This window comes from Pseudomonas fluorescens group sp. PF-69 (assembly GCF_054481235.1).
The window spans coordinates 4486307-4512635 of record NZ_JBTMNC010000001.1; the positions used below are offsets into that span (position 1 = coordinate 4486307).

A 26329-nucleotide genomic window follows, 5' to 3' on the forward strand; every position below is an offset into this window, starting at 1 on the left:
GTCCCGCAGGTCCGCCCGGGAATAGGCGGACCAGAGGCAATCCTGGGCCGACGAGACTCGATCAGCCGCGAACCGCCCGGGAGCGCCAGACCATCATTTTTTCGATCTGCATCTCTTTCATGGTGTGTGGAATGCCTCCCACGCCATGCCCGGACAGGCGCGCTCCGGCGAACGGCATCCAGTCGACGCGGAACAGCGTGTTCTCGTTGACCATCACCGCCGTGGCGTCGAGGTCCTGATAGCACTGCATGGCGGTGTCCAGATCGCGGGTGAACACTGCGGCCTGGAAGGCATAGGGCAGGGCGTTGGCCAATTGGATCGCGTCGGCCAGATCGTCATAGGCGTAAACCGCCACCACCGGGCCGAACACTTCCTTTTGCATCACATTCGAATCGATGGGCGGGTTGAGCAGCACGGTCGGCGCATAGCCGTTGTAGTCCAGAACGCGACCACCCGAGATCAGACGGGCCCCGCCGGCGACGGCTTCATTGACCCATTGGTCCACGCGACGCACTTCACGTTCAGCGATCAGCGGGCCGACATCGGTACGGATATCGGTCGGATCGCCGACCACCATGGCATCGCCCAACTGGCCCAGGCGCCCGGCGACCTGTTCGGCGATGCTGCGATGGCAGAAGATCCGTTGCACGCTGACGCAGGCCTGGCCGGCATGCCAGAAACCGCCACGGGCGATGCGCGGCAGGGCGTCATCGAGATCGGCGTCTGCCGCGAGGATCACCGGCGCCACGCCGCCGTGTTCCAGCGCGCAGCGAGTGCCCGGTGCCAGGGTCGAGCGCAACATCCAGCCCACTGCCGCCGAGCCGATGAAACTGAAGAAACCCACCCGCGGATCGGCGACCAGTCGGCCGGTGACGGCGTTATCGGTCGGCAGCACCATCTGCGCCCAGCCAGTCGGCAGGCCGGCCTCGGCCAGGATTTGCAGGAGCGTCCGGCAACTGAGCGGGGTGTTGGCCGCCGGCTTGACGATCACTGGGGCACTGACGGCGATGGCGGGCACCACCTGATGCACGATCAGATTGAACGGATGGTTGAACGCCGATACGGCGGCGACCACACCGATGGGCTCGTATTGGGTGAAGGCCACACGGTTCTGCGAAGTTGCGTTCAATCCCATCGGAATCACGTGACCGCCCTCGGTGCGCAGCACCTCGATGCAGTTCAGGATGCCGTCGATGCCACGCTCGACTTCGGTGATCGAGTCCTTCAGCGGCTTGCCGCCTTCGCTGGCCGCCTGGGTCGCGATCTCCAGCTTGCGCGCGGCGATCAGTTCGGCCGACCGCTGCAGGATTTCAATGCGTTGAGGCTTGGACAACCACTGGCTGCGGTCGCGAAAAATCCCGTGGGCGACGCTCAGTGCCTGTTCGACATCCGCCTCGGTGGACACCGCCACCTGGCCGACGACGGCGCCGTTGTAAGGGGCGTGCACAGTCAGGGTTTGTACGGACATGGGGCTTACCTCGTGGGGGACAAAAAGGCAGTCGACCTGCCTGATTACGATTCGGGCCGACGGTCTGTCAGCCTTTGGCGCCACGGTAATCCTGAATGAGTGTTTGCAAAAATGAATAATCGAGAGGGGGTTGTTCAGTTTTTGAGAAAACCTGTCTCCCACCCCCACCAATGCCTTGCGCGTCCTTACGAATGGCTCAAGGGGCCAGCGTTTTGCTGAAGAAAGAGAACACTATCGAGTCCTTCTCAGGTTTCTGGCCTTCAACTTCCTGAGCAAGCCGATGACCGGCCGCAGCACAGACACCCTGTCAAAGAAGGACAGTTCATGCAGGTCTGTGCGCGAGGGTCTTTGATAGCCGAGATTGGCGGTGAAGTAGTAAGCCCGAATGGCGTTGTTCTGATGAATAAGGGTATTGAGGGCCGCGTCATAGTGCATCGGACCGCCGTCAGGGTGTCCTGGCGGTCGCTCCAGAATCTGCAATAAAAAATCCCTCAATGTGCTGAAGCACTTGCCGTTCACGGCGTAGAAATGGGCCAAATGGATAGGTTGGTCGACCACTTTCCAGGAGGGCATGCTTGAGTCCGTTTCAACCGGATGCCCAAAGTAGATGATGTCCCAGTCCATGCCTTCCAGCGACTCGATGGCCTGTTTTCCATACTGGGAAATGCGTCTGGAAAACTGTATGTCGTCCTCCAGGATCAGGATGTTTTTCAAATCCAGGCGCATGGCCTCTTCGAGCACCCCCAGGTGACTCAAAAAGCAGCCTCTGACCCCGACGCTCGGGAAGCCTTCTCCCTCGGTTGGCGTAACAGCCTTGAAAAAGCCCACTTTTTCATCATCTATGTGAAAGCCGTTGCGAGCGAATTCTTCTTCCGTTTCGAGACGGCGATCCTTCCTCGACGCGATATTGATGATTCTTGCTCGATCAAAATAGTCGATCACATTCATCTGTCAGGTCCTTGGGGCAGACAATCAGGGCGGCAGGATGGGGAACCGGCAGAATTGCTGGCGATTTTGACCGTTTCTCTATCGACACCGGGCTGCAGTATAGGCGGCATTTCCCGATGGGTTCGGGTTTCATGAACCGGCGTGCCGCGACCGCGAGAGGGCTCGGCGGCAACCGGTTCCGTGCGCATTCGGGGCATGCGCCCGATCCGGATCGAGGCTATTGCTCGCGACGGCTATGGGGGCGCGAAAAACCGCTGGCCTTGCTCAAAATCCCAGGTAGCTGAAGCACACGAGTGCCAGCGCCAAGGCAATACCCAGCGCCGTTGCGGCTTTTTTCGATGGGTTGAACCGGGGCAGGGTTCCGTTCAATGGCAGTAAGCCGGGATTCGAACAAGCGTTGAGGTCATGGCGGCGAGGCCGGAGGGTCTGGTAGGTGTAGCGCAAACCCAGCAGCACGAAAAGGGCCAGCAGGCTGAAGGCAAGCCAGCGAGCCATCGTCGGTTTGACAAGGGTCGCGGCACCCTCGTGTTCACAGATCGCGCTATTGAATTCCAGGACACTGATTTGCTGGGCCGCCGCCGGGGACATTTTTTTGTCGCCGTTGATCGCTGCCAGTTGCGTCAGGTCCAGGTCCTGATATTTCCAGAGCGTTGACGATCCTTCACGGCAGTAGGTGAACGAGACAGGGTTTGAGGCTCTGATAACACAAGCATCGTTGATCCCCATTTTTTTCAGGGTTTCAGTCGCTGACCTCGTGAAGTCCAGGTCGAGCACGGGAACGATCCCGTTGGCGCAAGCCGCGAACGAAACCAACAGGCTCCCCATGGCGCAGATGGATGACATTTTCAAAGTCGGAGCTCCCTGGGTTTCGGGTGGCTTTTTGTTATGGGTGCGGAGCCTGGCTGCAACCTGCCTTCGATGAAGTCTAGACTTAACTTTTGACCCTGGCAGCGGCTTTTGCACGAGCGGGAGTGGGTCAACTACGCTGAGTCTGCGGCGGGGCAGTGATCGATGGCGACTCATTGCTTGCGCTGCGTCCGCCCCTGGAGCACCGATGCCACCCATCATCCCGCGCCTGCTGGCGCTGTTGCTGCTATGTCTGACGTTTGAAACGGCAGCCCAGACCGACGCTTGCCCAGCGGGCGAAAAACAAGTGTGTCTGGACGGCTGCATCTGCCTGCCGGAACAGTTGCTCGGCACCTTGCCTGAAGACATCCATCAGGTCGCGGCACCGGCCCTGGCGCTGTGGCTGACCCAAGCGCGCGCTGAAGCCGCCGTTGGCGTCCAGGCCATTCCAGCGCATATCCGGGAGCAACTGTTGCGCTGGTACGACCCTGGTGTCCTCGATGCCGCGCGCTACAAAGTCAGCGACAACGGCCAGTTCAGCACCGCCACTGCCATGCTGCAAAACCCCGATGTCGGGGCCGTGACGCTCATCGACATCATCCTGTTCCGGGATGCCCAATCCGCCGAACAGAACCTCGCGCTCTGGGCTCACGAGCTGAAGCACGTGCAGCAGTTTCAGCAATGGGGGGTAGACGGATTTGCCCAGCGCTATACACAAGATTTCAATGCGGTGGAGGCGCCGGCTTATGCCATGCAGGCTGAGGTCCGGCGATCGGTGCGGGAAGGGGCTGACTGAAGAGACGCGACGCCCGTCGAGGGGGCGTTATCGACGCAACTGCACCGGACTCACGCCAAGGCGCTGCCTGAACGTGGTCGTCATGTGCGCCTGGGAGTTGAAGCCACAGGTGTGGGCGATTTCTGCCAGTGTCGCGGTCGAGTCGCGCATCAGGGCGCGAGCCTTGGCCAGGCGCCGGTCGATCAGGTAACTGTGCGGGCTTTTGCCCGTTGCGTGTTTGAAGGCTCGAATGAAATAGCCTTCGGACAATCCCAGCAAGTCCGCCATCGCCTGTACACCCAGCGGACCGTCGAGACCGGCGTCAATGAACTCGTCGAGCAGCCGCATCCGACTGGCGGTGATGGCGCCCAGGGCGGGCGTCGACCCTGCCTGGTGATCGCGTGTCCGTTCAGCCAGGGCGAGCGCCCAGGCTTCCCAGTCATCCTCAACCGATGCCTGTAACAACGCCGCGCGCATTCGCAGCGCCAGGGTCATGGCCTGTTGATCGATTCGATTGTTGAAGGCGCGGTCCCCCACTAATGGCAGGCCATCGGTGCGCATGACCCGCAGGTATTCACCGCCCTTGGGCGACTCGGACAAGACATCACAACCGGCGGGGACAAAGGCCAGGCCATTGGGCATGGCGTCGAAGGGCAAAACCCGGTCGCTGCCGATGGCGTGCAGTCCTCGCTGGCTGTCGAAGGCAAAGCCGATCGCCGATTGGGTGGCCACATACCGGGTCGCGTAAGCGGCGCCGGGCAGCAACTCGATCGCCCAGGGCCCGGCCTCGACACGACGGGTCGGTTCAGATGGGGGCGGAGGGCGGTATCGATGGCTCATGCCCACCATAGTAATGAACAGGGGGCGCAAAAGTCAGGTCAGTTTTCTGAAAGCCGGGGTGATCAAGCCACGTCTAGACTGGGCAAAACCTCAGGGAGACCCCTCATGCAAAGACTGACTCGCGACGATATCGAACAGGCGGCACGCCACGTGTACCAGGTCATGCCGGCCACCGCCCAGTACGCGTGGCCCTTGCTGGCCGAACGCCTGGGCTGCACGGTGTGGGTCAAGCACGAAAATCACACGCCGACCGGTGCATTCAAGGTGCGTGGTGGCATTACCTTCATGCACTGGCTCAAACGTATCCACCCTGACGTGCGGGGGATTGTCAGCGCGACTCGCGGCAACCATGGCCAGAGCCTGGCACTGGCGGCCAGCGCGTCGGGTCTGCGGGCGTTGATTGTCGTGCCGCAAGGTAATTCGCTGGAGAAGAACAACGCGATGCGCGGCTTTGGCGGCGAAGTGGTCGAGTATGGCCGCGATTTTGATGAGGCCCGTGAAGAGGCCGCGCGCCTGGCGCAAGCGCATGGCCTGTACCTGGTGCCGCCGTTCCATGACGAGCTGGTCAAGGGCGTGGCCACTTATGCGCTGGAGCTGTTCAAGGCCGCACCGGATCTGGATACGGTTTACGTGCCAATTGGCTGTGGCTCGGGGATCTGCGGGGTGATCGCCGCCCGTGATGCGTTGGGTCTCAACACCCGGGTGGTGGGCGTGGTGTCCACCGAGGCAGCGGCGGCCAAATTATCCTTTGAAGCCGGAGAAATCCTCGAAACTGCCACGGCCAACACCTTCGCCGACGGCCTGGCCGTGCGCAAACCGGTGCCCGCCGCCTTTGATATCTACGGGGCGGCCGCGGCGCGAATCGTCTCCGTCAGCGAGGATGAGATCGCCGAGGCCATGCGCGTGTATTACACCGATACCCACAACCTCGCAGAAGGCGCCGGCGCGGCGGCCCTGGCAGCGCTGATGCAGGAACGTGAAGCGATGGCGGGAAAAAAGGTCGGCGTGGTGCTGTCGGGCGGGAATGTTGATCGTGCGGTGTATGCCAGGGTGATTGGGTGACTCATCACGCACTCCCCCTGTAGACGCTGCCGCAGGCTTCGGTCTTTTGATTTTCTGTTTGCGCGGGGTGGCTCGGATGTTAGTGCCCCTCTGCCCGAACGGCTTATCGCTGTCAGAAGCTGCCTTCCGGCAAGGCTAGGAAAACGCCTACAGCCCCGGCGCATCTAGATACGGAAGCCTCCTACACCACCCTCGGAAACCTCCTATTTCAACCCGTATCCCCTTCGTGAAAGCTGTCACGCGCTTGAACGAGGGTGGAAAAAATGCCTCCCCGTGCACCTCAAACAGGCCAGGGAGGTCTGAATTTTGCAAATCGCCCCGCGTATTTTCTTCGACCACAGCCGCCACAAACTCCAGGTCCGCGACCTCAAGGCCACCCTCTATGTGCTCGCCTTCGAAGGCCAGGAACGCCTGAGCGAGCCCTTCCTCTACACCATCGAATTCACCAGCAGCGACCTCGACCTCGGCGCCCCGCAACTGCTCGGCCAGGACGCGCGTTTCAGCCTGCACGCGCCGCCGATCAAGCCCTTGCCGGGGCTGAGCCTGCCCGAGGTCAAGCCGTTGCGCACCGTGTTTGGCGTGGTCAGTGGCTTCAAGCGCTTGTCCGCGTCGGTGGACGAAGCGCGTTACGAAATCACCCTGCAACCGCGCCTCGCCCTGCTCGATCGCGGCCGGCAGTACCGCATCTACCAGCAGCAATCGGTGCCGGAAATCGTCGAGGGCATCCTGCGCAGCCGCCATGGCTTCCGGGGCCAGGATTTCATCTTTCGTCTGGTGCGCGAGTACCCCAGGCGCGAGCAGGTGATGCAGTACAACGAGAGCGACCTGACTTTCATCAGCCGGCTGCTGGCCGACGTCGGCATCTGGTACCGCTTCACCAGCGACGAGCGCCTGCGCATCGACGTGGTGGAGTTCTGCGACGACCAGCGCGGCTACCAGTTCGATGTGCGCCTGCCGCACCATCCGCCCGCCGGCCTGAGCAGCAGCGACGAGGACGGCGTCTGGGACCTGCAAACCCGCCATCAGGTGGTGGAACGGCAGGTCAACGTCCGCGCCTATCACCACCGCGATGCCCACGCCTACCTCGACGGCGACGTCGACCAGACCCGTGGCGCCACCACCACCTACGGCGAGGCCTACCTCTACGCCGAAGGCTACCGCGAACTGGGCAACGCCTACCTCCAGGACGAGGACCTGCAAAGCGAAAGCGGCTACTTCTATGCGCGCCTGCGCCACGAACGCTACCTCAACGACCAGACCCTGCTCAGTGGCGTCAGCAGCAGCGCCACCCTGGCGCCCGGCCAGGTCCTGAAAATCGCCGGCGGCGCGCCCCAGGCCTTCGCCCCCGGTGCGGTCATCACCCGACTGGTCACCCGCGCCGCCCGCGACCGCAGCTTCGAAGCCCGCTTCGAGGCCATGCCCTATGCCGAGACCATCTGCTTTCGGCCGCCGCTGATGGACAAACCGCAAATCGCCGGCACCGTCCCGGCGCGCGTCACCAACCCCCAGGCCAACGACCCCTACGCCGAAATCGACCTCGAAGGGCGTTACCGGGTCAACTTCCTGTTCGACCGCGACACCTGGAAACCCGGTCAGGAAAGCATGTGGCTGCGCCAGGCACGCGCCTACGCCGGCGACACCCACGGCCTGCACCTGCCGCTGATTGCCGGCACCGAAGTGGCCATCGCCTTCGAACAAGGCGACCCCGACCGCCCCTACATCGCCCACGCCCTGCACGACAATCAGCACCCCGATCACGTCACCCTGGCCAAGCGCGACTACACCCGCAACGTGCTGCGCACCCCGGCCAACAACAAGCTGCGCATGGAGGATCGGCGCGGCCAGGAGCACGTCAAGCTCAGCACTGAGTATGGCGGCAAGAGCCAGCTGAACCTGGGGCATCTGGTGGATGCGAAGAAGCACAAGCGCGGGGAAGGGTTTGAGCTGAGGACGGATGATTGGGGGGCGATTCGCGCAGGCAAGGGGATTTTTATCAGTGCCGATGGACAGCCCAAGGCGCAAGGCCCGGCGCTCGAAATGGCCAGCGCCGTGGACCGTCTGCAACAGGCCGGCGAACAACTGCAACAACTCTCGGTCGACGCCCAGGCCGCCAGCGCCGAACCGGCGGACGTGGCCGCGCAAATACAACTGCTGCGCGAACAACTGGATGAACTCAAAGCCTCGGTCCTGCTGCTCAGCGCCCCCAAGGGCATCGCCCTCACCAGCGGCCAGCACCTGCAACTGGCGGCGCAGCACAACCTGATGCTCAACGCCGGCGGCCAAGCGGACCTCAGCGTGGTCAAGCGCCTGTTCATCGGCGTGGGCCAGGGCTTGAGCCTGTTCGTGCGCAAGCTGGGCATCAAGCTGATCGCCAACCAGGGCGCGGTGCAGATCCAGGCGCAAAACGACAAGTTGGAGTTGATGGCGCGGCATGGTCTGGACATCACCAGCGCCGAGGACGAAATCCGCATCACGGCGAAGAAAAAAATCGTTCTGAATGGCGGTGGCAGTTACTTCACGCTGGACGGGGTCGGCATCGAATCGGGTACGGCGGGGGATCACAAGGTCAAGGCCGCGCATTTCGCCTACAGCGGTGCGGCCAGTATGACCGCCGCGCACCCGGACTATCCGGCAAGCCTGTCCAAACAAACCCTGCGATTCAACCTGTCGCCAGCCCCCAACGCCAACCACCAAGTCTGGGCAGGCATGCCTTACACGCTGTACGCCGACGGCGCCGAGCTCAAGCAAGGCGTGCTGGACGCTTCCGGGCAATTGCTGATCGATCATCAGGTCGTGACACGGGGCTACCGGTTGGTCATGGCCAACGGGGTGACCTACCAGATTCCGGTGCCTACCGACTACCGCAACGCTGAACAGGCGCATCTGGCCAATCGCGGTTTGCACAACCACGCCTCGCAAGCCCACGCCGAGGTGAGCCAACCCGCATCGCACACGGATCACCGCGGCCTGTATGCCACGGTGATGGAAGGCGCCAGTGATCAGGAAGGGAAAACACCATGAGCCAATACGAGATCGTCACACCGGTCGCATTCCAGCACACCCAAGAGGTGACCTGTACTCCGCCATGGTACGTGCGCGATACCGAATACCCACCCGCCATGGCGACTTATCAACCGTTGATCAACGGAGAGGAGGCGTTTCGGGCCGTGCATTTGGCCATTTCAAAGGCCAAGGCAACGGTCGACATCATCTGCTGGGGCTTCCAGCCGTCGATGTATTTCATTCGCGATCGCAAAGCGCCGTGCATCGGCGAGCTATTGAAGGCCAAGGCCAAAGAGGGCGTCAAGGTTCGGATACTGGGGTGGGAGATGCCATTCAATACCGCAGGCAAAGCTGGAGAGGCCAACCTGCCCGGTAAAGGCCCCTTCCGATACAAGGATCGGGAGATGCAACCCTCAACGGATGAGCAATATGCTTTCGACCGCCAGTGGTTTGCCAACTGTGCACTTGCCGACAACATGGCCCCTGCGATTCTGGCGGCTCGCAACACGCCAGTGTTCGTCAGTCGCGGTTTCAGCGTGTTTGAAAGGGCCGAGATAGCCCATCAGGCGATGTACAAAAGTCTCGACCCGCAGGTCAGCGCCACCACGCAATTCATCCTGGCCGCAACAGCGACCCATCATCAAAAAACCGTTCTCGTCGATTATGAACTGCCGGACCGTGCCGTCGGTTTCGTGATGGGTCACAACATGCTCGATGAGTACTGGGACACCAATGACCATTTGGCGGTGAACCGTGACAAGGACACCAAGCCGGCCCCCAACAAGGGGCCGCGTGGTGATACCCCACGCCAGGACATCTCAAGCCAGGTCAGCGGGCCGATCCTGGAACACCTGCACCACAACTTTGCCAGCGCCTGGCGCAAGGAAACCGGCGAGAACTTGCTCGATGTGCGCCAAGCCAAAGAGGTAGGGCCGCAACTGCAATGCACGCCGGGCACGACCCGGCAGATCGCGCAGATCCTGCGCACCCAGGCCCAGGAGGGCAAGCGCGATATCGAGAAGCTTTACCTGCAAGCCGTCAACAACGCGACCCAATTCATTTACATCGAAAACCAGTATTTCCGCTGGCCACCCCTGGCCGAATTGATCAAGGCCGTCGCCGCCGGCCAGACCAAGGCCGGACGCGACCCCGCCATACACGGCCCCTTGCACCTGTTTGTGGTCACCAATGCAAGCTCAGCTGGCATAGGCTCCGGCACCGTGAATACCCAGCGCATGCTCGAGAGCCTCGGGCGTGGTCATACCATGCCTGAAATCACCAAGTTACGGCGGATTGAAAAGGCAAAAGTTGAAGCCGCTGCACTGGAATCCAGTCTGAGCGAACGTCTTGAACAGCATGCCTTGGTCACGCTGACGAAACTCACTGACGCATTGGGCGGAACCCATCTCAGCGACGAGGCCAAGGACGATCAGTGGCGCAAAGCCGTGAACAACCAATCGCGCAAAGCCGCACTCCAGAGCCAAATCGAGGCAATCGAGATAGAGACTTTTGTCCAACTTTCGGAACTACCCGGTCTGAAAGTCCACGTGTGCTCACTGGTCGCCCCCGACTCACCCGCAGGCAAAAAATGGATGGAGGTGTACATCCATTCCAAGCTGATGATCGTTGACGATGTGTTCACCACTCACGGCTCGGCCAACATCAACACCCGCAGCATGCAGGTGGATAGCGAACTGAACATTGCCCATGAATGGGCGAGTGTGACGCAGGCGATGCGGCGGCGGTTGTGGGAGATGCATACGAATGGATTGGGCGCGCAGGATGATCCGAAAAAGGCGTTCGAAGCGTGGGGAGAAATCCTCAAGAAAAATAAAAAATTTCAATCGGACAAATCGACTCCCTTCGCCCCGCTTGTCGAGTTCCACTACGGCGAATCCAATCTGTCGGACCTCGACTAATGCGTCGGGTCTTGTTGCTCTCATATCTACTGCTGGTCGCCTGCGATACCAGTAATCCAACTTCTACTTCGACCAAGGAAACGCCCTTGAATCCTTTAACTGAAGCCAAGGCCAATATGGCCTTCACCTGTATGCACGAGCAGATTCCCACGCCATCCTCCGAGACCGATGTCCTGTTCAAATACGCACGCTGGTTGCAAAAGAATAACCAGCTCAAGCAGGACAAAACCGTTGATGCGGAGATCGAGCGCTTGTACCGCATCGCCAGTGAGAACGGGCATTACAAGGCCAATATCAATCTGCAGAACGGTGCCATGCGCGGGTATTTCGGACTTCGCGGTGAAGAGAGTTTTCGCATGAGTGAACAACTGATCAACGCGGGCGTGGCGACGGGCTATTACTTTGTCGGCATCTACCTGCAGCACGGCGTGGCTGGGTTGCAGCAAGATCACGAAATGGCGCTACGTTACTACCGCAAAGCCGCTGATGAAGGTAGTGCGCTGGCTCAAGCGTATGTCGCAGACAAGTTGGCGCCGATCGACATTGCGCCGGACATTGCCCGGCAGATGCGCCGCTGTGCAGCCGAGCAGGGACACGGTGATGCAGCCTCCGACCTAGGTGTTGACTTGTCGACAGATGGGCATTATCGGGGGGCACTTGAAGCATTCCAACTTGGCGCTGCGGCCGGTGACAGCACTTCGACTTCTTTTCTAAGCAAGGGCTTCCGTGGTCCGGAGCCGGATGACCGGCTGTACTACCTGGGCCAACAGGAAGACCTCGAACGCGCCGACCGCTACGAAAAAATCCAGAAAATCCTCTATGGATACTCCTACGCCAATCCCAAAGTGCCCGAGATCAACGAGATCCTCCCGCTGCCACCCGCCCCGTTACCCGCCTGGGACGGCAAACTGCAATGGCTCGAAGAACGCCTGGCCAATGTCCCGCCCGAGAAGCCCAGCGAAGCACTGATTCGCCAACTGGCCAAGGCCAAAGGCCTCGAACCCGCCACTGGCCGGCCCATGCCGGGTTCCTCGGCCTTTATAGAGATCGACTACATCAAACGACCGACCTGCACCAGCGGGCAAGCCTGTACGCATACCGGTTACTGGCAGGCGGAACGCATTGCCGGCCAAGGGTCGTACCTGGAAAAAGGCGAGCCCCGGCGTTTCGAGAAGGGCGAGATCATGCCGACCCTTAACGTCCGGCATCGGCATAGCCGATTCCTGCTCGCTGATCGATTCACCGTCGAGGAAGAAAACATTGAATGGCGCCTACTTGGTGAAGCTTGAGCATTGTTTGATCCTGGTATTGAGTTCGTTGCTGATTGGGTGTGATGCATCCACCATCTGAGCAACTTCGATACGTCGGCACAATTCATTAATGGAACCGCCAATTCTGGCAATTAAATGGAGCAACACAATGAGCAAAAATAAAAAAGACGATGTGACGATAGCGTTTGACTCAATCCCTCCAGAGCCTGAATTGGTAGGTGAAAGCATTATTCAGTTAGACCACGACGGCAATTTTATTGAAGCTCATTCTTATGGAAACTTCGTGGAGCGGATTGAGGGCGGAGTGAGGGTTACTCGTCCAGACGGGGCAACGATAAGCATGATTGACGGTGAAATAACCATCGAAAATCTTGTCGCCAAATCGGTAGGTATCCGGGATTTGTCCGAGATCGAGTCATTTGCAGTGCGAACTGAGGATCAGAGACGGATTTATCGCGTGGATTTTTTGGGTGATGGGCATGTCGAGGTTATGTATTCACAAGACGGAAAGGTATTGGAGGTCACCGGTCGTAACGTTAACCAAACACTGACCAACGACAACGAAATCATGTGCAGCCAAGGTAAGTCGGTCAGTGGTTAAGTGAATTGAAGTATGGGTGGCACCAGACAGTTCAGGGATTGCATTCACACTTTTAAAAGAAGTCCGCTCGCCGGTGAGGGCGAGCGGCGGTCAAGCAGTCTTACTGTGCAGTCGGTGCAGTTTTCATTTTTTCAGCGATTTTGGTATCCACCGCCGCGCGAATCTGGTCGATGCTGAAGCTGGCCGGTTTCTGGCTCGGTGGGTACTCGACGAAGGTCTGCAGGAATCTCGCCGCCTTGGCCACGCCCGCTGCCAACAGGTAAGAGTTCTTCAGGCATCTGCTGATGGTTGCTCGCCAGTTTGGTGACGATGATCACCACCTGCAGGCTTATGCGAAGCTGATGCAAGTGGCTTGAGCCCGGCAGTCACGGGCCTGATGCCGGGCTCGTAGCTTGCAGGGTTCGATCCACCAGGCGGATGCTGTTGCGTCCGCCACGCTTGGACTCGTAAAGCGCCGCATCGCCTTGTTCGATCAATGCCGCCAGGCTGGAGGGCGGATGGTCGAACAGGTCGGCGCCGATGCTCAGGGTCACCGCTTCGGGCGTGGCGAAGGTTTGTGAGGCCGTGCTGTGAAAGCGGTCGCGCAGGGTGTTGCCCAATTCCACGATGCGCGCATTCGAAGCGTCGTTCAGCAGGATGACGAACTCGTCTCCGCCCAGCCGGGCCGCCAGTGCCCCCTCCGGCAATACCGTACGAATCATCTCGCTCAGGGCGACGAGCAGGCGGTCGCCTGCGGTGTGGCCGTAGAGGTCGTTGACCAGTTTGAAGTTGTCGATATCGATCAACAGCAGGGCACCGGGGCGAGCGCTCGAGACTTCAGCCAACAGGCGGGGTGCCCGTACTTCCAGGGCGCGGCGGTTGTACAGGGCGGTCAACGGATCGCGTTCGGCCAGCCGGGCAATCCGCTCCTCCCGCCGGTGGCGTTCGGTCCCGGTCATCGAGAGGGCGATCAGCATGATCGCCATGGCGCCTTCGACCAGCGAAATCTGGATGATCTCGCCACGCAAGGCCGCCAGATCAATCAGCGTGCCCGGAATAACCACCGAGATGGCCTTGGCCACATAGAACAGCCCATGGATCAACAGCACAAAGCGCAGCTGTGCCGCGCCCACGCTCAATGACTTGCCATGGGGACGCAAAAGCAAACTGGCCCAAAGCGTCGGCAGCGCCACCAGCAACGAATTGGCCACCAGCATGATCTTCGACCACGAGGGGTCATCCGGCAGTGCCAGCAGCGCAAACCAGGCGACGACGATCAGCCACCAGGCGCGAGACAGGCGTATGCGGGTGAAGCGTGCCACCCCCATCAGGAACAACCAGTGGGCCATGACCAGCAGGCCGTTGGCAAACCAGATGCCAATCAACACAAGGCCACTCATGCGCAGCAAGGCGAGCGTCGATCCCACGCTGATCGTGGCAAAACCCGCGCTCCAGAACAGCAGCGAAGATTCACGGATGCTGCGCCACTCGACCGCCAGATACAGGGCGGCGGCCGCCGCGAGGGCGATCGAGAGGGCCAACATTGTGGGAGGGTCGAGCGCCATAGCCTTGTGGCCTGCTGATTTGCGTTGAAGGGGGCGATTGTAAGCGTTTGGGCGGATTTTTCGCAGGTTCGGTACTGCGCGGTGAACACCTGTTTTGTGTATTGGCAACCTGCGTCGGATAACGATCCCAGCGGTTCGTATTGCGTTCGTGAAATTTACGATGTATTTTTTCATGAAATTATAAGAAATTAATTTCATGAGGCCCGTATGTTTCAGCAGTCCACCCAGCATGTTGCGAGCTATTACGCCTACAGTTGCGCCAATCGCCTGACCACTCGACCTGCGCTGGTGGGCGAACACGACACTGAAATCGTGATCATCGGCGCTGGCTTCAGCGGGCTGCACACGGCGCTGCGTCTGGCGTTGGCCGGCAAACGGGTGACGCTGCTGGAAGCCAGTCGGGTGGCCTGGGCGGCTTCTGGGCGCAACGGCGGGCAGGCGATTCTCGGCTGGTCGTGCGACATGCCGCCGCTGGAGGCAGCCCTGGGTTATGAACGTGCCCGGCGTCTGTGGGATGGCATGCGCTGGGCCGCCAGGGAGTTGCGTGAACTGCCCGGGCGTCACGGCTTCGACTGCGACTATCGGGCCGGGCACCTGTGGACGTCGGTCATGCCGCGCCGGGTCAGCCTGTTGACCGAATGGCAACGCGAAGCCAGTCACAAGTGGGGTCACGACGGCTTGCAGTTCATTCCCCGCGAGCAGTTGCCCGATTGGGTGGCCAGCGAGCGCTATCAGGCCGGCCTTTATGATCCCGAAGGGGCTCACCTCAACCCACTGAAACTGGCACTGGGCCTGGCCGCCGCCATCGAGCGTGCCGGCGGCCGTATCCATGAACAAAGCAAGGCGTTGAACTATCGGGAAGAGGGCGGTCGGTTTCAGGTGAACACCGAGCGTGGGTCGATCCGGGCCGATGTGCTGGTCCTGGCGTGCAATGCCTATCTGGATCGTCTTGACCCGAAGCTGGCCAGTTGTGTGTTGCCGGTCGGGACCTATCAGGTCGCCACCGCCCCCCTGACGCCCGAGAAAGCTACCTCGCTGCTGCCGACCAATGTGTGCGTCACCGATAACCAGTTCGTCCTCGATTACTTCCGCCGTACACCGGACAACCGCTTGCTGTTCGGCGGTGGCTGCACCTATCTAGGGGGCATGCCCAAGGACATCGCCAGGGCGACGCGACCATTCCTGGAGCGCGTGTTTCCACAGCTCAAGGGTGTCGATCTGGCGTTCGCCTGGGGCGGACACATCGACCTGACCCTGAACCGCACACCGGATGTTGGCCGCCAGGGGGATCGCTACTGGCTACAGGGTTATTCCGGCCATGGCGTGCTGCCAACCCTGGCAGCGGCGCGCGCGGTGTCGGATGCGATTCTCGGCCAGGCGGATGAGTTGGCGTTGTATCAAGGTTTGAGTAATGGCAGCTTTCCCGGCGGCAAGTACCTGGCAGCGCCGCTGGAGGCGATCGGCAAAGCCTGGTATCGACTGCGCGACAGCATTTGATGAGTCATTCAGCGGAATCCCGGTCATGAACAAGCAAGAAGAAATCGCCGCGCTGGCGATCCTGATTCACGATTTACGCAAGCACAAGAAGTTCACCTTGAAGGAGCTGGCAGACCGGATCGGTCGTTCGGTGGGTTTTTTGTCTCAGGTCGAGCGCGGTTTGTCCCGGCCGACAGTGGCCGATCTGACGGCGATCAGTGAAACCCTCGGCGTGCCGACCACCTATTTCTATAGCTTGCCCAAACCCAAGGTCCTGCCGTGGGTGACCCGGCCGGACGAGCGCCGCACCGTGTATTACGCCAACGGGATTACCGACATCCTGGTATCGCCGAAGATGCGCGCTTCGTTCTCCATGCTCGAAAGCCATCTGGAAGCCGGCGCCAGCAGTGGTGACAGGCACCTGACCGACAGCTCGGAGCAGGGCGGCTACGTGCTCGAGGGCGAGTTGACGTTGTGGCTGGGCGACGACGAGCCGGTCACGTTACGCGCCGGCGACAGTTTTCAATTCGACAGTCACACCCGTTGCCGCTACGGCAACCTGACCGAGCAGCTGACGCGCGTGCTCTGGGTCTACACATGATCGCCACCCCAAGAACTTCCCAAGGAACAACCACGATGGATGCTGCCTGCTCTGATCTGCTCGCCGAAGTGCGTGCCTTTCGCCAACGCTACCCCGAGGTGCGTTATGTCGACCTGATTTCCCTGGACATTCCGGGGCACTTTTACGGCAAGCGTTATCCCGTAGAGATGCTGGAAAAAGTCGCGGCGGGCAGCGCGCTCAAGCTGCCACAGAACTGTGTGTTGCTGGGTGTGCAGGGCGGGTTGTTCAAGATCGGTGACTACTGCTTCAACGACGGTGACCCGGACGCGCTGCGGCGCCTGGTCCCTGGCACACTCAAACCGGTGACCTGGGAAGAGCAGCCCCTGGGGCAGATGTTGATCACGTCGGACGGCACCGAAAAACCGATCGTTTTCGAACCGCGCGAGGTGCTGGCGCAAGTGCTGGATCGGCTGGCGCGCAAAGGCATTCATCCGGTGGTGGCGTTCGAGCTGGAGTTCTATCTGTTCGATAAAAAGCTGCGTGACGGCTTGCCGCAGTTTCCCCGCGATGCGCTGACCGACGATGCCGACGATCAACCGAACATGCACATCGAGCGCTTGTCGCGCTTTGCCCCGGTGCTCGATGAAATGGTCGAGGCGTCCCGGGCTCAGGGTATCGATGCCACGGTGATTACGGCGGAACTGGGACCAGGTCAGTTCGAGATCAACTTCGGGCATCTCGACGACGGCTTGCGTGCGGCCGACTGGGCCGCGCTGTTCTGCCGCAGCACCCGTGGCGTCGCGCTCAAGCACGGCTACCGCGCCAGCTTCATGGCCAAGCCTTATTTGCAGCACCCCGGCAGCGGCATGCACGTGCATGTCAGTCTGTACGATGCCGAGGGTAAAAACCTGCTGGCCGCCAACCAGCAGCAACCCCTGCGCCATGCCGTGGCCGGTTGCCTGGAGTTGCTGCCCCACAGCATGCCGATCTTCGCGCCGAACCAGAACGCCTATCGACGTCTTGGCGGCACGACCAACGTGGCCACGCATGCGAGCTGGGGTTTTGAAGACCGCGATGCGTGCTTGCGCATTCCGGAGTCGGACGCGAAAAACCTGCGCATCGAATATCGCCTGGCCGGTGCCGATGCCAACCCTTATCTGGTGCTGGCGGCGATTCTGGTAGGGCTCGAGCATGGCCTGGAAGCACGCAAGGAGCCGATCCCGCCACTCAACGAAGACCGCAACAGCGGCATCGATTTCCCGGTGGAAATGCTCGAAGCCGTGCGCGCGATGCAGCATCAGCCGCAACTGCGCGAAGGCCTGGGGGCGGAATTCGTCGATGTGTATTGCGAGAACAAACGTCAGGATCACCTGGCGTTCATGCAGGAAATCAGTGCCCGGGAATATCGCTGGTATCTGTGACGCCTGGGTGTTGAGGTGGCATCCCACCTCAACACCCACCGCCATCGCACCTTGAATGGCAGTGCCTACGCGTCCCGGTCATGGGCGGCCGCCGCCAGCTGCGCGGCGTCCACACGAACGAAAATCGAGTCTCCGATCGCCGTGAGTACGTCCCCGGCGTAGACCTCGCAGATCACGCGACTCTTGCGTCCGACTTCACCTTCCACTTTCGCCCGCAGGGTCAACGGAACGCCCATGGGGGTCGGTTTGATGAACTTGATGCCCAGGTTGCCCGTGACGCAATTGATGCGGGGCAGGCTGGCGACGTCGCGCTGTTCGGCGCGGTAGTGATAGGCCATTGCCGCCCAGTTTGAATGGCAATCCACCAGCATGGCGATCATTCCGCCGTAAACCAGATCAGGCCAGCCACAAAATTGAGCGTCGGGCAGATGTTCGGCCACGACATGCACGCCGTCCTCATGCCAGTAGCTTTTGATGTGCAGCCCGTGGGGGTTGCTGCCGCCGCAACCATAACAAACGCCCTCGGGCGCAGCGGTGTCTTGCAGGGAGAGGTCGAGCCTGGACATACCTTGAGGATCCTCGAAAAGTGTGGGGCAAGCCTAGCGGATTTCCAGGCCGGACCGAAAGTGATGAGTGCGTTCTAACCTCAGGTGAATGCGCTGAAGCTATCCACAAATTGCGTGGGTATACCTGTGGATAACGCGCCAGGCAGCAGGAAACGTGTGGCTTGTAATGTGTTGGTCATTTATTGATCTTTTTCTGCGGAACGCGCTTCGTTGCCCATGACGGTCACCGGCTGACGAGGCTGGCGACGGGCTCGCCGGCGCGGGAGCGTCCTTCCATCAGCCCGTCACCTTCCCGTTCAAAGCACAAGACTTCCGGCCGAAAAGCCGGATAATGGCGGCCATTTCGTTTAGCTCGTCATTTTGGTAATCCCGCATGGAAATCAAGGTCAACTTTCTCGACAACCTTCGACTTGAAGCCAAGTTCGATGACTTCACTGTCGTGGCCGACCAGCCTATTCGCTATAAGGGCGATGGCTCGGCACCTGGTCCGTTCGATTACTTCTTGGCTTCTTCGGCTTTGTGTGCGGCTTATTTTGTGAAGCTGTACTGCGACACTCGCGGTATTCCCACGGAAAATATCCGCCTGTCACAGAACAACATTGTTGACCCGGAAAACCGCTACAACCAGATTTTCAAGATCCAGGTCGAGCTGCCAGCCGATATCTCCGCCAAGGACCGCCAGGGCATTTTGCGTTCCATCGACCGTTGCACCGTGAAAAAAGTGGTGCAGACCGGGCCTGAGTTCGTGATCGAAGAAGTGGAAAACCTCGATGCCGATGCCCAGGCGTTGTTGATGCCCCAGTCGGGCTCGCAAGAGGGCACCTATATTGCGGGCAAGGATCTGCCGCTGGAGCAGACCATCGCCAATATGTCGGGGATCCTGGCTGACCTGGGCATGAAGATCGAAATCGCTTCGTGGCGCAATATCGTGCCCAATGTGTGGTCGCTGCACATTCGCGATGCGCACTCGCCCATGTGCTTTACCAATGGCAAGGGCGCGACCAAGGAAGGCGCGTTGGCGTCGGCATTGGGCGAGTTTATCGAGCGACTCAATTGCAACTTCTTCTACAACGATCAGTTCTGGGGAGAAGACATCGCCAACGCGGCGTTCGTGCATTACCCGGATGAGCGCTGGTTCAAGCCTGGCCCCCAGGATGCGCTGCCGGCGGAAATTCTCGACGAGTACTGCCTGGCGATCTACAACCCCGATGACGAGTTGCGGGGCTCGCACCTGTACGACACCAACTCCGGCAATACACAGCGTGGCATCTGTTCGCTGCCGTTTGTGCGCCAGTCGGATGGCGAGGTGGTGTATTTCCCGTCCAACCTGATCGAGAACCTGTTCCTCAGCAATGGCATGAGTGCCGGTAACACCCTGGCAGAAGCCCAGGTGCAGTGCCTTTCTGAAATCTTCGAACGCGCGGTCAAGCGCGAAATTCTCGAAGGTGAAATGGCACTGCCGGATGTGCCGCAGCACGTGCTGGCAAAATACCCGAGCATTCTGGCCGGCATTCAAGGGCTGGAAGAGCAGGGCTTCCCGGTGCTGGTCAAGGATGCGTCGCTGGGTGGGGAGTTCCCGGTGATGTGCGTCACCCTGATGAACCCGCGTACCGGTGGCGTGTTTGCCTCGTTCGGCGCGCACCCAAGCTTTGAAGTGGCACTGGAACGCAGCCTCACCGAGTTGCTGCAGGGGCGCAGCTTTGAAGGTCTGAACGATCTCCCTCAGCCGACCTTTGAAGGACAGGCCGTGACGGAGCCGAATAACTTCGTCGAGCACTTCATCGACTCCAGCGGTGTGGTGTCCTGGCGCTTCTTCAGTGCCAAGGCCGATTTCGAATTCGTTGAGTGGGACTTCTCCGGGCAAGGGGAAAACTCCAATGCCGAAGAAGCCGCCACCTTGTTCGGCATCCTTCAGGACATGGGCAAGGAAGTGTACATGGCGGTCTATGAGCACATCGGCGCCAAGGCCTGCCGCATTCTGGTGCCGGACTACTCGGAAATCTATCCGGTCGACGATCTGGTCTGGGACAACACCAACAAGGCGCTGACGTTCCGCGCCGACATTCTCAACCTGCACAACCTGAGCAAAGTCGGGCTGAGAACCCTGGCCAAGCGCCTGGAAGACAGCGAGCTGGACGACTACACCGATATCACCACCTTGATCGGCATCGAATTCGACGACAACACGCCGTGGGGCAAGTTGACGATCCTGGAGTTGAGGCTGCTGATTTATCTGGCCTTGCAGAAGTTTGAACAGGCGAAGGATCTGGTGGAAGCCTTCCTGCAGTACAACGACAACACCGTCGAGCGCGGCCTGTTCTATCAAGCCGTGAACGTGGTGCTGGAAATGCAGTTGGACGACGATCTGGAACTGGCCGACTACGAAGTCAATTTCCGCCGGATGTTCGGCAATGAGCGCATGGACGCTGCGATCGGCTCGGTCGACGGCAGTGTGCGTTTCTACGGCCTGACCCCGACGAGCACGAAGCTGGAAGGGCTCGATCGACATTTGCGTCTGATCGAAAGCTATAAAAAACTGCACACGGCGCGGGCCGGTGTGACGATTGCCTGACGCCGCTCAGTCAAGGGATTGAACGAATGAAATCATTCAGCATTCGCGAGCTTGAAAGTACGGATACCGAAGCACTGCTGGCCTTTGAACGCCATAACCGCGCCTGGTTTGAATCCCATATTGATGCGCGCGATCCTGCGTTTTATTCATTGCCGGGTGTCGCCGAGCACATTGCGGGCTATTTGTCCGATTTTGCTGTCGGTGCCTGGCATCCGTTCGTCCTGTCGATCCAGTGAGCCGGTCACGGCCAAAACAAAGCACAGGGATACAAGTACGGCGTCGTCGGGCACTCCATAGTTGAAGGGTGGTTTTTCATTCAATAATGGAGCGACTCCCATGCCTACCGCATCCGCCGTGCCCGGCAAGACCCTGCTGAACCCTGACGATCACACCCTCATCATGATCGATCATCAGTCGCAAATGTCCTTTGCGACCAAGTCCATCGACGCTGTGAATCTGCGCAACAACGCTGCCCTGGTGGCCAAGGCTGCAAAAGAGTTCGGGGTCGCGACCATCCTGACCACGGTCGCAGAGAAAAGCTTTTCCGGGCCCATCTTCGATGAAATCAAATCGGTCTTCCCCGAGAAGTCCGTCATCGACCGCACCAGCATGAACACCTGGGAAGATCCGCGCATTGCGGTGGAGGTGAACCGTCACGACAAGGCCAAGATCGTGCTGGCGGGCCTCTGGACATCTGTGTGCATCGTGGGCCCGGCGCTTTCCGCCCTGGATCAGGGGTTCGAGGTGTATTTCATTGCGGACGCGTGCGGTGATGTGTCGGTCGAGGCTCATGAAATGGCCATTCAGCGCATGATCCAGCTTGGCGCGCGCCCGATGACTTCCCTGCAATACCTGCTCGAGTTGCAACGTGACTGGGCTCGTACCGACACCTACGATGCCACCGTGAAAACTTCCATCGCCAATGGTGGCGCCTATGGTTTGGGACTGATCTATGCCAAAACCATGTTCAATGCATCCGAAGGCCATTGATCGCCTGGCGTTACCGAACAGGTAAAGGGCAGTGGTGCTTCCCGACACACCTGAATGCTGGTCATGGCGCCCCTTGATTGGGGCGTTTCCATTTGTATCGAACGCTTTATCACCCCGGGGGAGCGGGGCGCGCTCCCATTTCATGAGGTTGATTTGATTCCACGCTCGAACCGGTTAATATACGGTTCGTATGCATTTCATATAGTTGAAGCCATGGGTATCGTCAAAATTTCAGAACACATGCATGAGAACCTGCGTGTCGCCAGCGACGCGTTGAGTCGCTCGATCAATGCGCAGGCCGAACACTGGATGCGCATCGGGATGCTCGCCGAATTACATCCAAACCTCGATCACAGCGATATTTGCCGCTTGCTGATTCGTGCCGAATCGGCGGGCGGACTGGATCTGAAACAGCTCTGCGCTGCTGCGGATATCGCTCAAGGCTCCCAGCCCCAAGCAAGCTCAGGAGCCAGTCAATGAAGGCGAACGTCAGGATCAACAGCCTCGCGGAAATCGCCCAGTCACGCGCAGCAGGCACGCTGGCCGCCGAAGTGCTGGCCATGATCACTCCCCACGTGAAAGCCGGGGTCACCACCAACGAACTCGATCGACTCTGTCACGACCACATCGTCAACGTGCAGAAAGCCATTCCGGGCAACATTGGCTATCACGGTTTTCCGAAGACCGTGTGCGCATCCGTCAACGAAGTGGTCTGCCATGGCATCCCTTCGAACAGGACGTTGAAGGATGGCGACATCGTGAACATCGATATCGCTGTCATCAAGGATGGCTGGTATGGCGACACCAGCCGCATGTACTTCGTTGGCGAGCCCAGTGCGCAGGCTCGGCATTTGGTCAAGACGACCTATGAAGCCATGTGTGCCGGCATTCGACTCGTCCGCCCCGGTGCCACGTTGGGCGACATTGGTCATGCCATCCAGGCGGTCGCGGAAAAGGATGGGTTCAGCGTTGTGCGCGAATACTGCGGTCATGGTATCGGCAAGATCTATCACGACGAGCCGCAGGTCCTTCATTACGGTTATCCGGGCCAGGGGCTGAAATTGAAAGCCGGGATGATTTTCACCATTGAGCCCATGCTCAACGCGGGCAAACGTCATGTGAAAACCCTGGCCGATGGCTGGACGGTGGTCACCAAGGATCAGTCGCTATCGGCCCAGTGGGAGCACATGGTGGCCGTCACTGACGATGGCTTTCAGATTTTGACGCCCTGGCCCGATCGTAACGACGAATATCCCGCCATCGGGCAGTAACCGCTCAGGTGCATGGAAGACGGGATCTGTCTTCCGTGCATGGCGATAGTGACTGCAACGGTGACTGGTCGGGTGGCACAGACGCTGAGACCAAAGACAGCGAGTAAAGAGTTTCGGGTAATAATCGACAACTTTCGGCGAGCAATTTGTTGTCTGTCTCATTGTTGGCGTCAAAGCAAATAAAACCATTGAAAAAAATCGCCATAAGCTATAAACAAAAAGCTCACTGGCATATTGCTAGCAATCAGTAAGTGAGCATCGCCAGTTTTTGGCTCAGGGAGCGCTGATGAGTGTTCGTCAATTGACCGACTCCCCGCGGCAATCGAACGACTGCGACGTTGTCGCATCTCAACCAAAAGGGACGTCGGGTACTGTCGGCATGGCTTACGCTGGCAACGAGAACATGATCCAGCAAATGCTGGACTCAGCGCGCAACTGGGCCCATACCTCCGCGTGGGCGGTTTACCGCGCCGGTGAACAATTGCATCGGGTCGGTCAGGGCGACGCCTGGATGCAGTGGCCGTCCAGCATCCCGAACGAAGAGTTCGACACGTTCTGCCGGACCCGGCGATTGCACCGCTGGCCCACCGGCAAGGGCGAAAGTGAATTGGGTTGGCTACTCGCGCCGGTCAGCGAAGCCGCAGACCCGGCGCTCGCCGACTTTGCCCTGCGGCTGGGCATTCAGGTCCAGACCAATACCCTTGCCCGTGCGCAGATCACTCAGCGAGTGCTGTATGAGATCACCTACCTGGCCAGTTCGACCCGCGACCGCTCGGTGTTTCTGGTGGGGGTTCACCGGCTGCTGGCCAGCCTGATCGATGCCGAGAACTTCTATCTCGCGCTGTATGACCCCCATAGCGGCAAGATCGACTACCCGTATTACGTCGACATCATCGACGTCGATGCCCTGGAGTCCGAAAACTACGAATACCTTGACCCATCGCACCTGTCGTTGACCGGGCAGGTATTGACCACTGCCCAGCCGTTGCTGATCGACGCCGCCGGTATCCTCGCGGCTGAAGCCGAAGGCCGTTTCTACTGTGTGGGTGACCGTCCCGAGTTCTGGATGGGCGCCCCGTTGAAAAATGCCTCGGATGACGTGTTCGGCATGCTCGCGATGCAGGTCTACGACGTTTCTCGTATCTACAGTGCTGAAGATCGCGCGTTGTTCCTTGTGGTGGCCCGCCACGTCGCCATGGCCCTGGACCGGATTCTGCACCGCGAGGACCTGGAAGAAACCGTGATGCGTCGCACCCTGGAGCTTTCGGCACTCAACGAGGCCTTGAGGCAGGAAGTGGCGGATCGGGAGCGCGCCGAACACCTGCAGAGCGCGTTGTTCCAGATCGCGGAGCTATCGAGTCAACCGGGCGACATGGCTGAGTTGTTTCAAACCTTGCATGGCATCGTCGGTGACTTGCTGTTCGCGCAAAACTTCTACATCGCGCTGTTCGACGACGCGACCAGTGAAGTGACCTTTCCCTATTACGTCGATGAGCGGCAGACGACCAGCCCGGCAGCGCGGCGTGGGTGCCGGGGCTTGACTGAATACGTTATCCGTCAGCGCCGACCTTGCCTGATTGACTCTGACAAAGCCGAGCGACTGGCGGCCGAGGGTGAAATCGAACTGGCCGACGAGTCCGTCCGATCCCATTCCTGGCTGGGCATTCCCTTGTTCGATGGCGACGTGGTGCGTGGCGTGCTGGCGGTGCAAAGCTACACCTCGCAGGTGCGCTATACCCTGCGGGATCAGGATCTGCTGACGTTCGTGTCGCGGCACATTGATACGGCGTTGTCGCGGCGCACGGCCGCCGAAGCGATCCACGCCGCCAACCTCAAGCTGGAAGCGCGGGTGCAGAACCGCACCCGCGAACTCGATCACGCCAATGCCAAATTGCAACACGAAAACTCCCACGATGCGCTGACCGGGCTGCCGAATCGCACTTACCTGCAACAGCGCCTCAATTCGGCCTGGTCGCAGTTCGGCAGGGAAGGCGGGCACCTGGCGGTCATGTTCATCGACCTGGACCGTTTCAAGATGGTCAACGACAGCCTCGGCCACCATTTTGGCGACCTGCTGTTGATGCAGGCCGCCCATCGCCTGCGCGGATGCCTGCGCGACGCCGACATGCTGGCGCGCCTGGGCGGCGATGAGTTTTCGGTCCTCGCGCCCGAAGCGCCGCTGGACGTGGTGATCGAAATCGCCGAACGGATCCTGGTGGCGTTTGACCTGCCGTTTTTCATCAATGGCTATGAAGTGTTTTCGTCCTGCAGTATCGGTATTGTCAGTGCCGACAGTCAGTTCCATCACGAACCGGCGGATTTGCTGCGCGATGCCGACGCGGCGATGTACCGGGTCAAGAGCGCCGGGCGCGACAGTTACGCGGTGTTCAATCAGGAAGTGCGCCGGGAAGTCTCGGACCAGGTGGAGCGCGAAGGGGCCTTGCGCAACGCACTCAAGCGTACGGACGAACTGCTGCCGTATTTCCAGCCGATCGTCAGCGTCGAAAGCGGCGAATTGCTGGCCCTTGAGGCGCTGGTCCGCTGGCATCAACCGGGCGGCCGGGTGATCGCGCCGGGCGAGTTCCTGCCGGATGTCGAGGGTTTGCGCCTGATCGGCCGGCTGGATCTTTACATGCTCACCAGCGTTGCAACGATCCTCGCACAACCCGAGCACGCCAATTGGCCTGCGGTGCACGTCAATTGCTCCAGCTACAGCATGACGCGCCCGGACTTCGCCAATGAAGTGCTGGCGCTGCTGGCGCGGCACGGGGTCGAGCCGTCACGCATTTGCCTTGAGTTGACCGAAGGTGCGCTGGTCGCCGAGCCGGCGATTGCCCGGCTGACCATGCAGCAATTGGCCGACAACGGTATGTCGGTGGTGCTCGATGACTTCGGCGCCGGGTTCTCATCCCTGAGCTATGTGCATCAATACCGTTTCAGCGGCTTGAAGATCGACAAGTCGTTCATCCTCGAACTGACCACCAGTGCCCGCAGTCGCGCGATCGTCCGGGCGATCGTGCGGATGGCCGAATCGCTCGACCTCAGCGTGGTGGCCGAAGGTGTCGAGGATCAAGCGACGCTGGATTTGCTGCGCGAAATGGGCGCCGGGCAGGCCCAGGGATATCATTTTGCCAAGCCAATGGGACTGGAGGCGTTGCTGGCCAGTTCGCTGATCGGTCGCTAGGGCTTGCCGG

General features: G+C 60.0%; 20 protein-coding genes and 2 pseudogenes. 15 read left to right on the plus strand and 7 right to left on the minus strand.

All coding sequences use genetic code 11. The annotated features are described in order from the left end of the window. Positions 1-61: 61 nt before the first annotated feature. From ACX3YF_RS21180 to ACX3YF_RS21190, 3 genes are all read right to left on the minus strand, one after another. On the minus strand, positions 62-1468 hold the full coding sequence (locus ACX3YF_RS21180) for an aldehyde dehydrogenase family protein (protein WP_130207133.1): 1407 nt from the start codon (positions 1466-1468) through the stop codon (positions 62-64). 231 nt (positions 1469-1699) lie between these two features. Further along, complete coding sequence (locus tag ACX3YF_RS21185; RefSeq protein WP_458974201.1) at positions 1700-2416, minus strand: glycosyltransferase family 25 protein; 717 nt, start codon at positions 2414-2416, stop codon at positions 1700-1702. Positions 2417-2680: 264 nt separating this feature from the next. Beyond that, positions 2681-3190, minus strand: a complete 510-nt coding sequence (locus ACX3YF_RS21190) for a hypothetical protein (RefSeq protein ID WP_239142520.1) — start codon at positions 3188-3190, stop codon at positions 2681-2683. A gap of 280 nt (positions 3191-3470) precedes the next feature. Here ACX3YF_RS21190 and ACX3YF_RS21195 point away from each other — a divergent pair, with 280 nt between their 5' ends. Beyond that, entirely contained in the window at positions 3471-4058 is a 588-nt protein-coding gene (locus ACX3YF_RS21195) for an eCIS core domain-containing protein (protein WP_130207139.1), read from the plus strand. A 27-nt stretch (positions 4059-4085) separates the two neighbouring features. Here ACX3YF_RS21195 and ACX3YF_RS21200 read toward each other — a convergent pair whose 3' ends face one another. Next, positions 4086-4877 carry a helix-turn-helix transcriptional regulator gene (locus ACX3YF_RS21200; RefSeq protein WP_458974202.1) on the minus strand — a complete coding sequence of 264 codons (792 nt, stop codon included), beginning with the start codon at positions 4875-4877 and terminating at the stop codon, positions 4086-4088. Between the two features lie 105 nt (positions 4878-4982). On the opposite strand from ACX3YF_RS21200, the gene ACX3YF_RS21205 reads away from it, so the two are divergent. The 5 genes from ACX3YF_RS21205 (at position 4983) to ACX3YF_RS21225 (ending at position 12733) form a co-directional block, all read left to right on the plus strand. After that, positions 4983-5939 (plus strand): threonine dehydratase, encoded by a 957-nt coding sequence (locus ACX3YF_RS21205; RefSeq protein ID WP_448646869.1) that lies wholly within the window; start codon positions 4983-4985, stop codon positions 5937-5939. Between the two features lie 306 nt (positions 5940-6245). Then, positions 6246-8960 carry a type VI secretion system Vgr family protein gene (locus ACX3YF_RS21210; RefSeq protein ID WP_458974203.1) on the plus strand — a complete coding sequence of 905 codons (2715 nt, stop codon included), beginning with the start codon at positions 6246-6248 and terminating at the stop codon, positions 8958-8960. Further along, complete coding sequence (locus ACX3YF_RS21215; RefSeq protein ID WP_458974204.1) at positions 8957-10861, plus strand: phospholipase D-like domain-containing protein; 1905 nt, start codon at positions 8957-8959, stop codon at positions 10859-10861. The genes ACX3YF_RS21210 and ACX3YF_RS21215 overlap by 4 nt, the downstream gene beginning before the upstream one ends. Positions 10862-10947: 86 nt before the next feature. Next, positions 10948-12150 (plus strand): SEL1-like repeat protein, encoded by a 1203-nt coding sequence (locus tag ACX3YF_RS21220; protein ID WP_458974205.1) that lies wholly within the window; start codon positions 10948-10950, stop codon positions 12148-12150. Positions 12151-12280: 130 nt separating this feature from the next. Further along, on the plus strand, positions 12281-12733 hold the full coding sequence (locus ACX3YF_RS21225; protein WP_458974206.1) for a hypothetical protein: 453 nt from the start codon (positions 12281-12283) through the stop codon (positions 12731-12733). Positions 12734-12833: 100 nt separating this feature from the next. On the opposite strand, the pseudogene ACX3YF_RS21230 reads toward ACX3YF_RS21225, so the two are convergent. Together ACX3YF_RS21230 and ACX3YF_RS21235 are read right to left on the minus strand one after the other, a co-directional pair. Further along, positions 12834-13004 (minus strand): annotated as a pseudogene (locus tag ACX3YF_RS21230) (arylsulfatase); the annotation flags it as partial. Positions 13005-13098: 94 nt separating this feature from the next. Then, positions 13099-14277, minus strand: coding sequence for a GGDEF domain-containing protein (locus ACX3YF_RS21235; RefSeq protein WP_458974207.1), 1179 nt, complete (start codon positions 14275-14277; stop codon positions 13099-13101). 207 nt (positions 14278-14484) lie between these two features. Between ACX3YF_RS21235 and ACX3YF_RS21240 the strand changes: the two genes are divergently transcribed. The 3 genes from ACX3YF_RS21240 to ACX3YF_RS21250 are packed head-to-tail and all read left to right on the plus strand — an operon-like array spanning position 14485 to position 17736. Continuing rightward, positions 14485-15774, plus strand: a complete 1290-nt coding sequence (locus ACX3YF_RS21240) for an NAD(P)/FAD-dependent oxidoreductase (RefSeq protein WP_130207177.1) — start codon at positions 14485-14487, stop codon at positions 15772-15774. A gap of 25 nt (positions 15775-15799) precedes the next feature. After that, the gene (locus tag ACX3YF_RS21245) at positions 15800-16354 is read left to right on the plus strand and encodes a helix-turn-helix domain-containing protein (RefSeq protein WP_103404395.1); all 555 of its coding nucleotides are present in this window, start codon (positions 15800-15802) and stop codon (positions 16352-16354) included. Between the two features lie 35 nt (positions 16355-16389). Beyond that, complete coding sequence (locus ACX3YF_RS21250; protein WP_448646867.1) at positions 16390-17736, plus strand: glutamine synthetase family protein; 1347 nt, start codon at positions 16390-16392, stop codon at positions 17734-17736. A 65-nt stretch (positions 17737-17801) separates the two neighbouring features. Here ACX3YF_RS21250 and ACX3YF_RS21255 read toward each other — a convergent pair whose 3' ends face one another. Continuing rightward, positions 17802-18302 (minus strand): PaaI family thioesterase, encoded by a 501-nt coding sequence (locus tag ACX3YF_RS21255; RefSeq protein ID WP_130207181.1) that lies wholly within the window; start codon positions 18300-18302, stop codon positions 17802-17804. 373 nt (positions 18303-18675) lie between these two features. On the opposite strand from ACX3YF_RS21255, the gene ACX3YF_RS21260 reads away from it, so the two are divergent. The 6 genes and pseudogenes from ACX3YF_RS21260 to ACX3YF_RS21285 all read left to right on the plus strand — a co-directional run bounded on the left by ACX3YF_RS21260 (position 18676) and on the right by ACX3YF_RS21285 (position 26319). Continuing rightward, positions 18676-20874, plus strand: a complete 2199-nt coding sequence (locus tag ACX3YF_RS21260; RefSeq protein WP_458974208.1) for an OsmC domain/YcaO domain-containing protein — start codon at positions 18676-18678, stop codon at positions 20872-20874. 26 nt (positions 20875-20900) lie between these two features. Further along, positions 20901-21098, plus strand: a pseudogene (locus ACX3YF_RS21265) (GNAT family N-acetyltransferase); the annotation flags it as partial. A gap of 112 nt (positions 21099-21210) precedes the next feature. Next, entirely contained in the window at positions 21211-21864 is a 654-nt protein-coding gene (locus ACX3YF_RS21270) for a hydrolase (protein WP_130207185.1), read from the plus strand. 213 nt (positions 21865-22077) lie between these two features. Continuing rightward, on the plus strand, positions 22078-22344 hold the full coding sequence (locus ACX3YF_RS21275; RefSeq protein ID WP_458974856.1) for a ParD-like family protein: 267 nt from the start codon (positions 22078-22080) through the stop codon (positions 22342-22344). After that, positions 22341-23135, plus strand: a complete 795-nt coding sequence (gene map, locus ACX3YF_RS21280) for a type I methionyl aminopeptidase (RefSeq protein WP_288097862.1) — start codon at positions 22341-22343, stop codon at positions 23133-23135. The genes ACX3YF_RS21275 and map overlap by 4 nt, the downstream gene beginning before the upstream one ends. Positions 23136-23421: 286 nt before the next feature. Next, the gene (locus ACX3YF_RS21285) at positions 23422-26319 is read left to right on the plus strand and encodes a sensor domain-containing phosphodiesterase (protein ID WP_130207191.1); all 2898 of its coding nucleotides are present in this window, start codon (positions 23422-23424) and stop codon (positions 26317-26319) included. Positions 26320-26329 lie beyond the last annotated feature (10 nt).

Coding starts and splice junctions, on each gene's coding strand:
- ACX3YF_RS21180 (WP_130207133.1), bottom strand. CDS start 1,468: ATGTCCGTACAAACCCTGACTGTGCACGCCCCTTACAACGGCGCCGTC.
- ACX3YF_RS21185 (WP_458974201.1), bottom strand. CDS start 2,416: ATGAATGTGATCGACTATTTTGATCGAGCAAGAATCATCAATATCGCG.
- ACX3YF_RS21195 (WP_130207139.1), top strand. CDS start 3,471: ATGCCACCCATCATCCCGCGCCTGCTGGCGCTGTTGCTGCTATGTCTG.
- ACX3YF_RS21200 (WP_458974202.1), bottom strand. CDS start 4,877: ATGAGCCATCGATACCGCCCTCCGCCCCCATCTGAACCGACCCGTCGT.
- ACX3YF_RS21205 (WP_448646869.1), top strand. CDS start 4,983: ATGCAAAGACTGACTCGCGACGATATCGAACAGGCGGCACGCCACGTG.
- ACX3YF_RS21215 (WP_458974204.1), top strand. CDS start 8,957: ATGAGCCAATACGAGATCGTCACACCGGTCGCATTCCAGCACACCCAA.
- ACX3YF_RS21225 (WP_458974206.1), top strand. CDS start 12,281: ATGAGCAAAAATAAAAAAGACGATGTGACGATAGCGTTTGACTCAATC.
- ACX3YF_RS21235 (WP_458974207.1), bottom strand. CDS start 14,277: ATGGCGCTCGACCCTCCCACAATGTTGGCCCTCTCGATCGCCCTCGCG.
- ACX3YF_RS21240 (WP_130207177.1), top strand. CDS start 14,485: ATGTTTCAGCAGTCCACCCAGCATGTTGCGAGCTATTACGCCTACAGT.
- ACX3YF_RS21245 (WP_103404395.1), top strand. CDS start 15,800: ATGAACAAGCAAGAAGAAATCGCCGCGCTGGCGATCCTGATTCACGAT.
- ACX3YF_RS21250 (WP_448646867.1), top strand. CDS start 16,390: ATGGATGCTGCCTGCTCTGATCTGCTCGCCGAAGTGCGTGCCTTTCGC.
- ACX3YF_RS21255 (WP_130207181.1), bottom strand. CDS start 18,302: ATGTCCAGGCTCGACCTCTCCCTGCAAGACACCGCTGCGCCCGAGGGC.
- ACX3YF_RS21260 (WP_458974208.1), top strand. CDS start 18,676: ATGGAAATCAAGGTCAACTTTCTCGACAACCTTCGACTTGAAGCCAAG.
- ACX3YF_RS21270 (WP_130207185.1), top strand. CDS start 21,211: ATGCCTACCGCATCCGCCGTGCCCGGCAAGACCCTGCTGAACCCTGAC.
- ACX3YF_RS21275 (WP_458974856.1), top strand. CDS start 22,078: ATGGGTATCGTCAAAATTTCAGAACACATGCATGAGAACCTGCGTGTC.
- map (WP_288097862.1), top strand. CDS start 22,341: ATGAAGGCGAACGTCAGGATCAACAGCCTCGCGGAAATCGCCCAGTCA.
- ACX3YF_RS21285 (WP_130207191.1), top strand. CDS start 23,422: ATGAGTGTTCGTCAATTGACCGACTCCCCGCGGCAATCGAACGACTGC.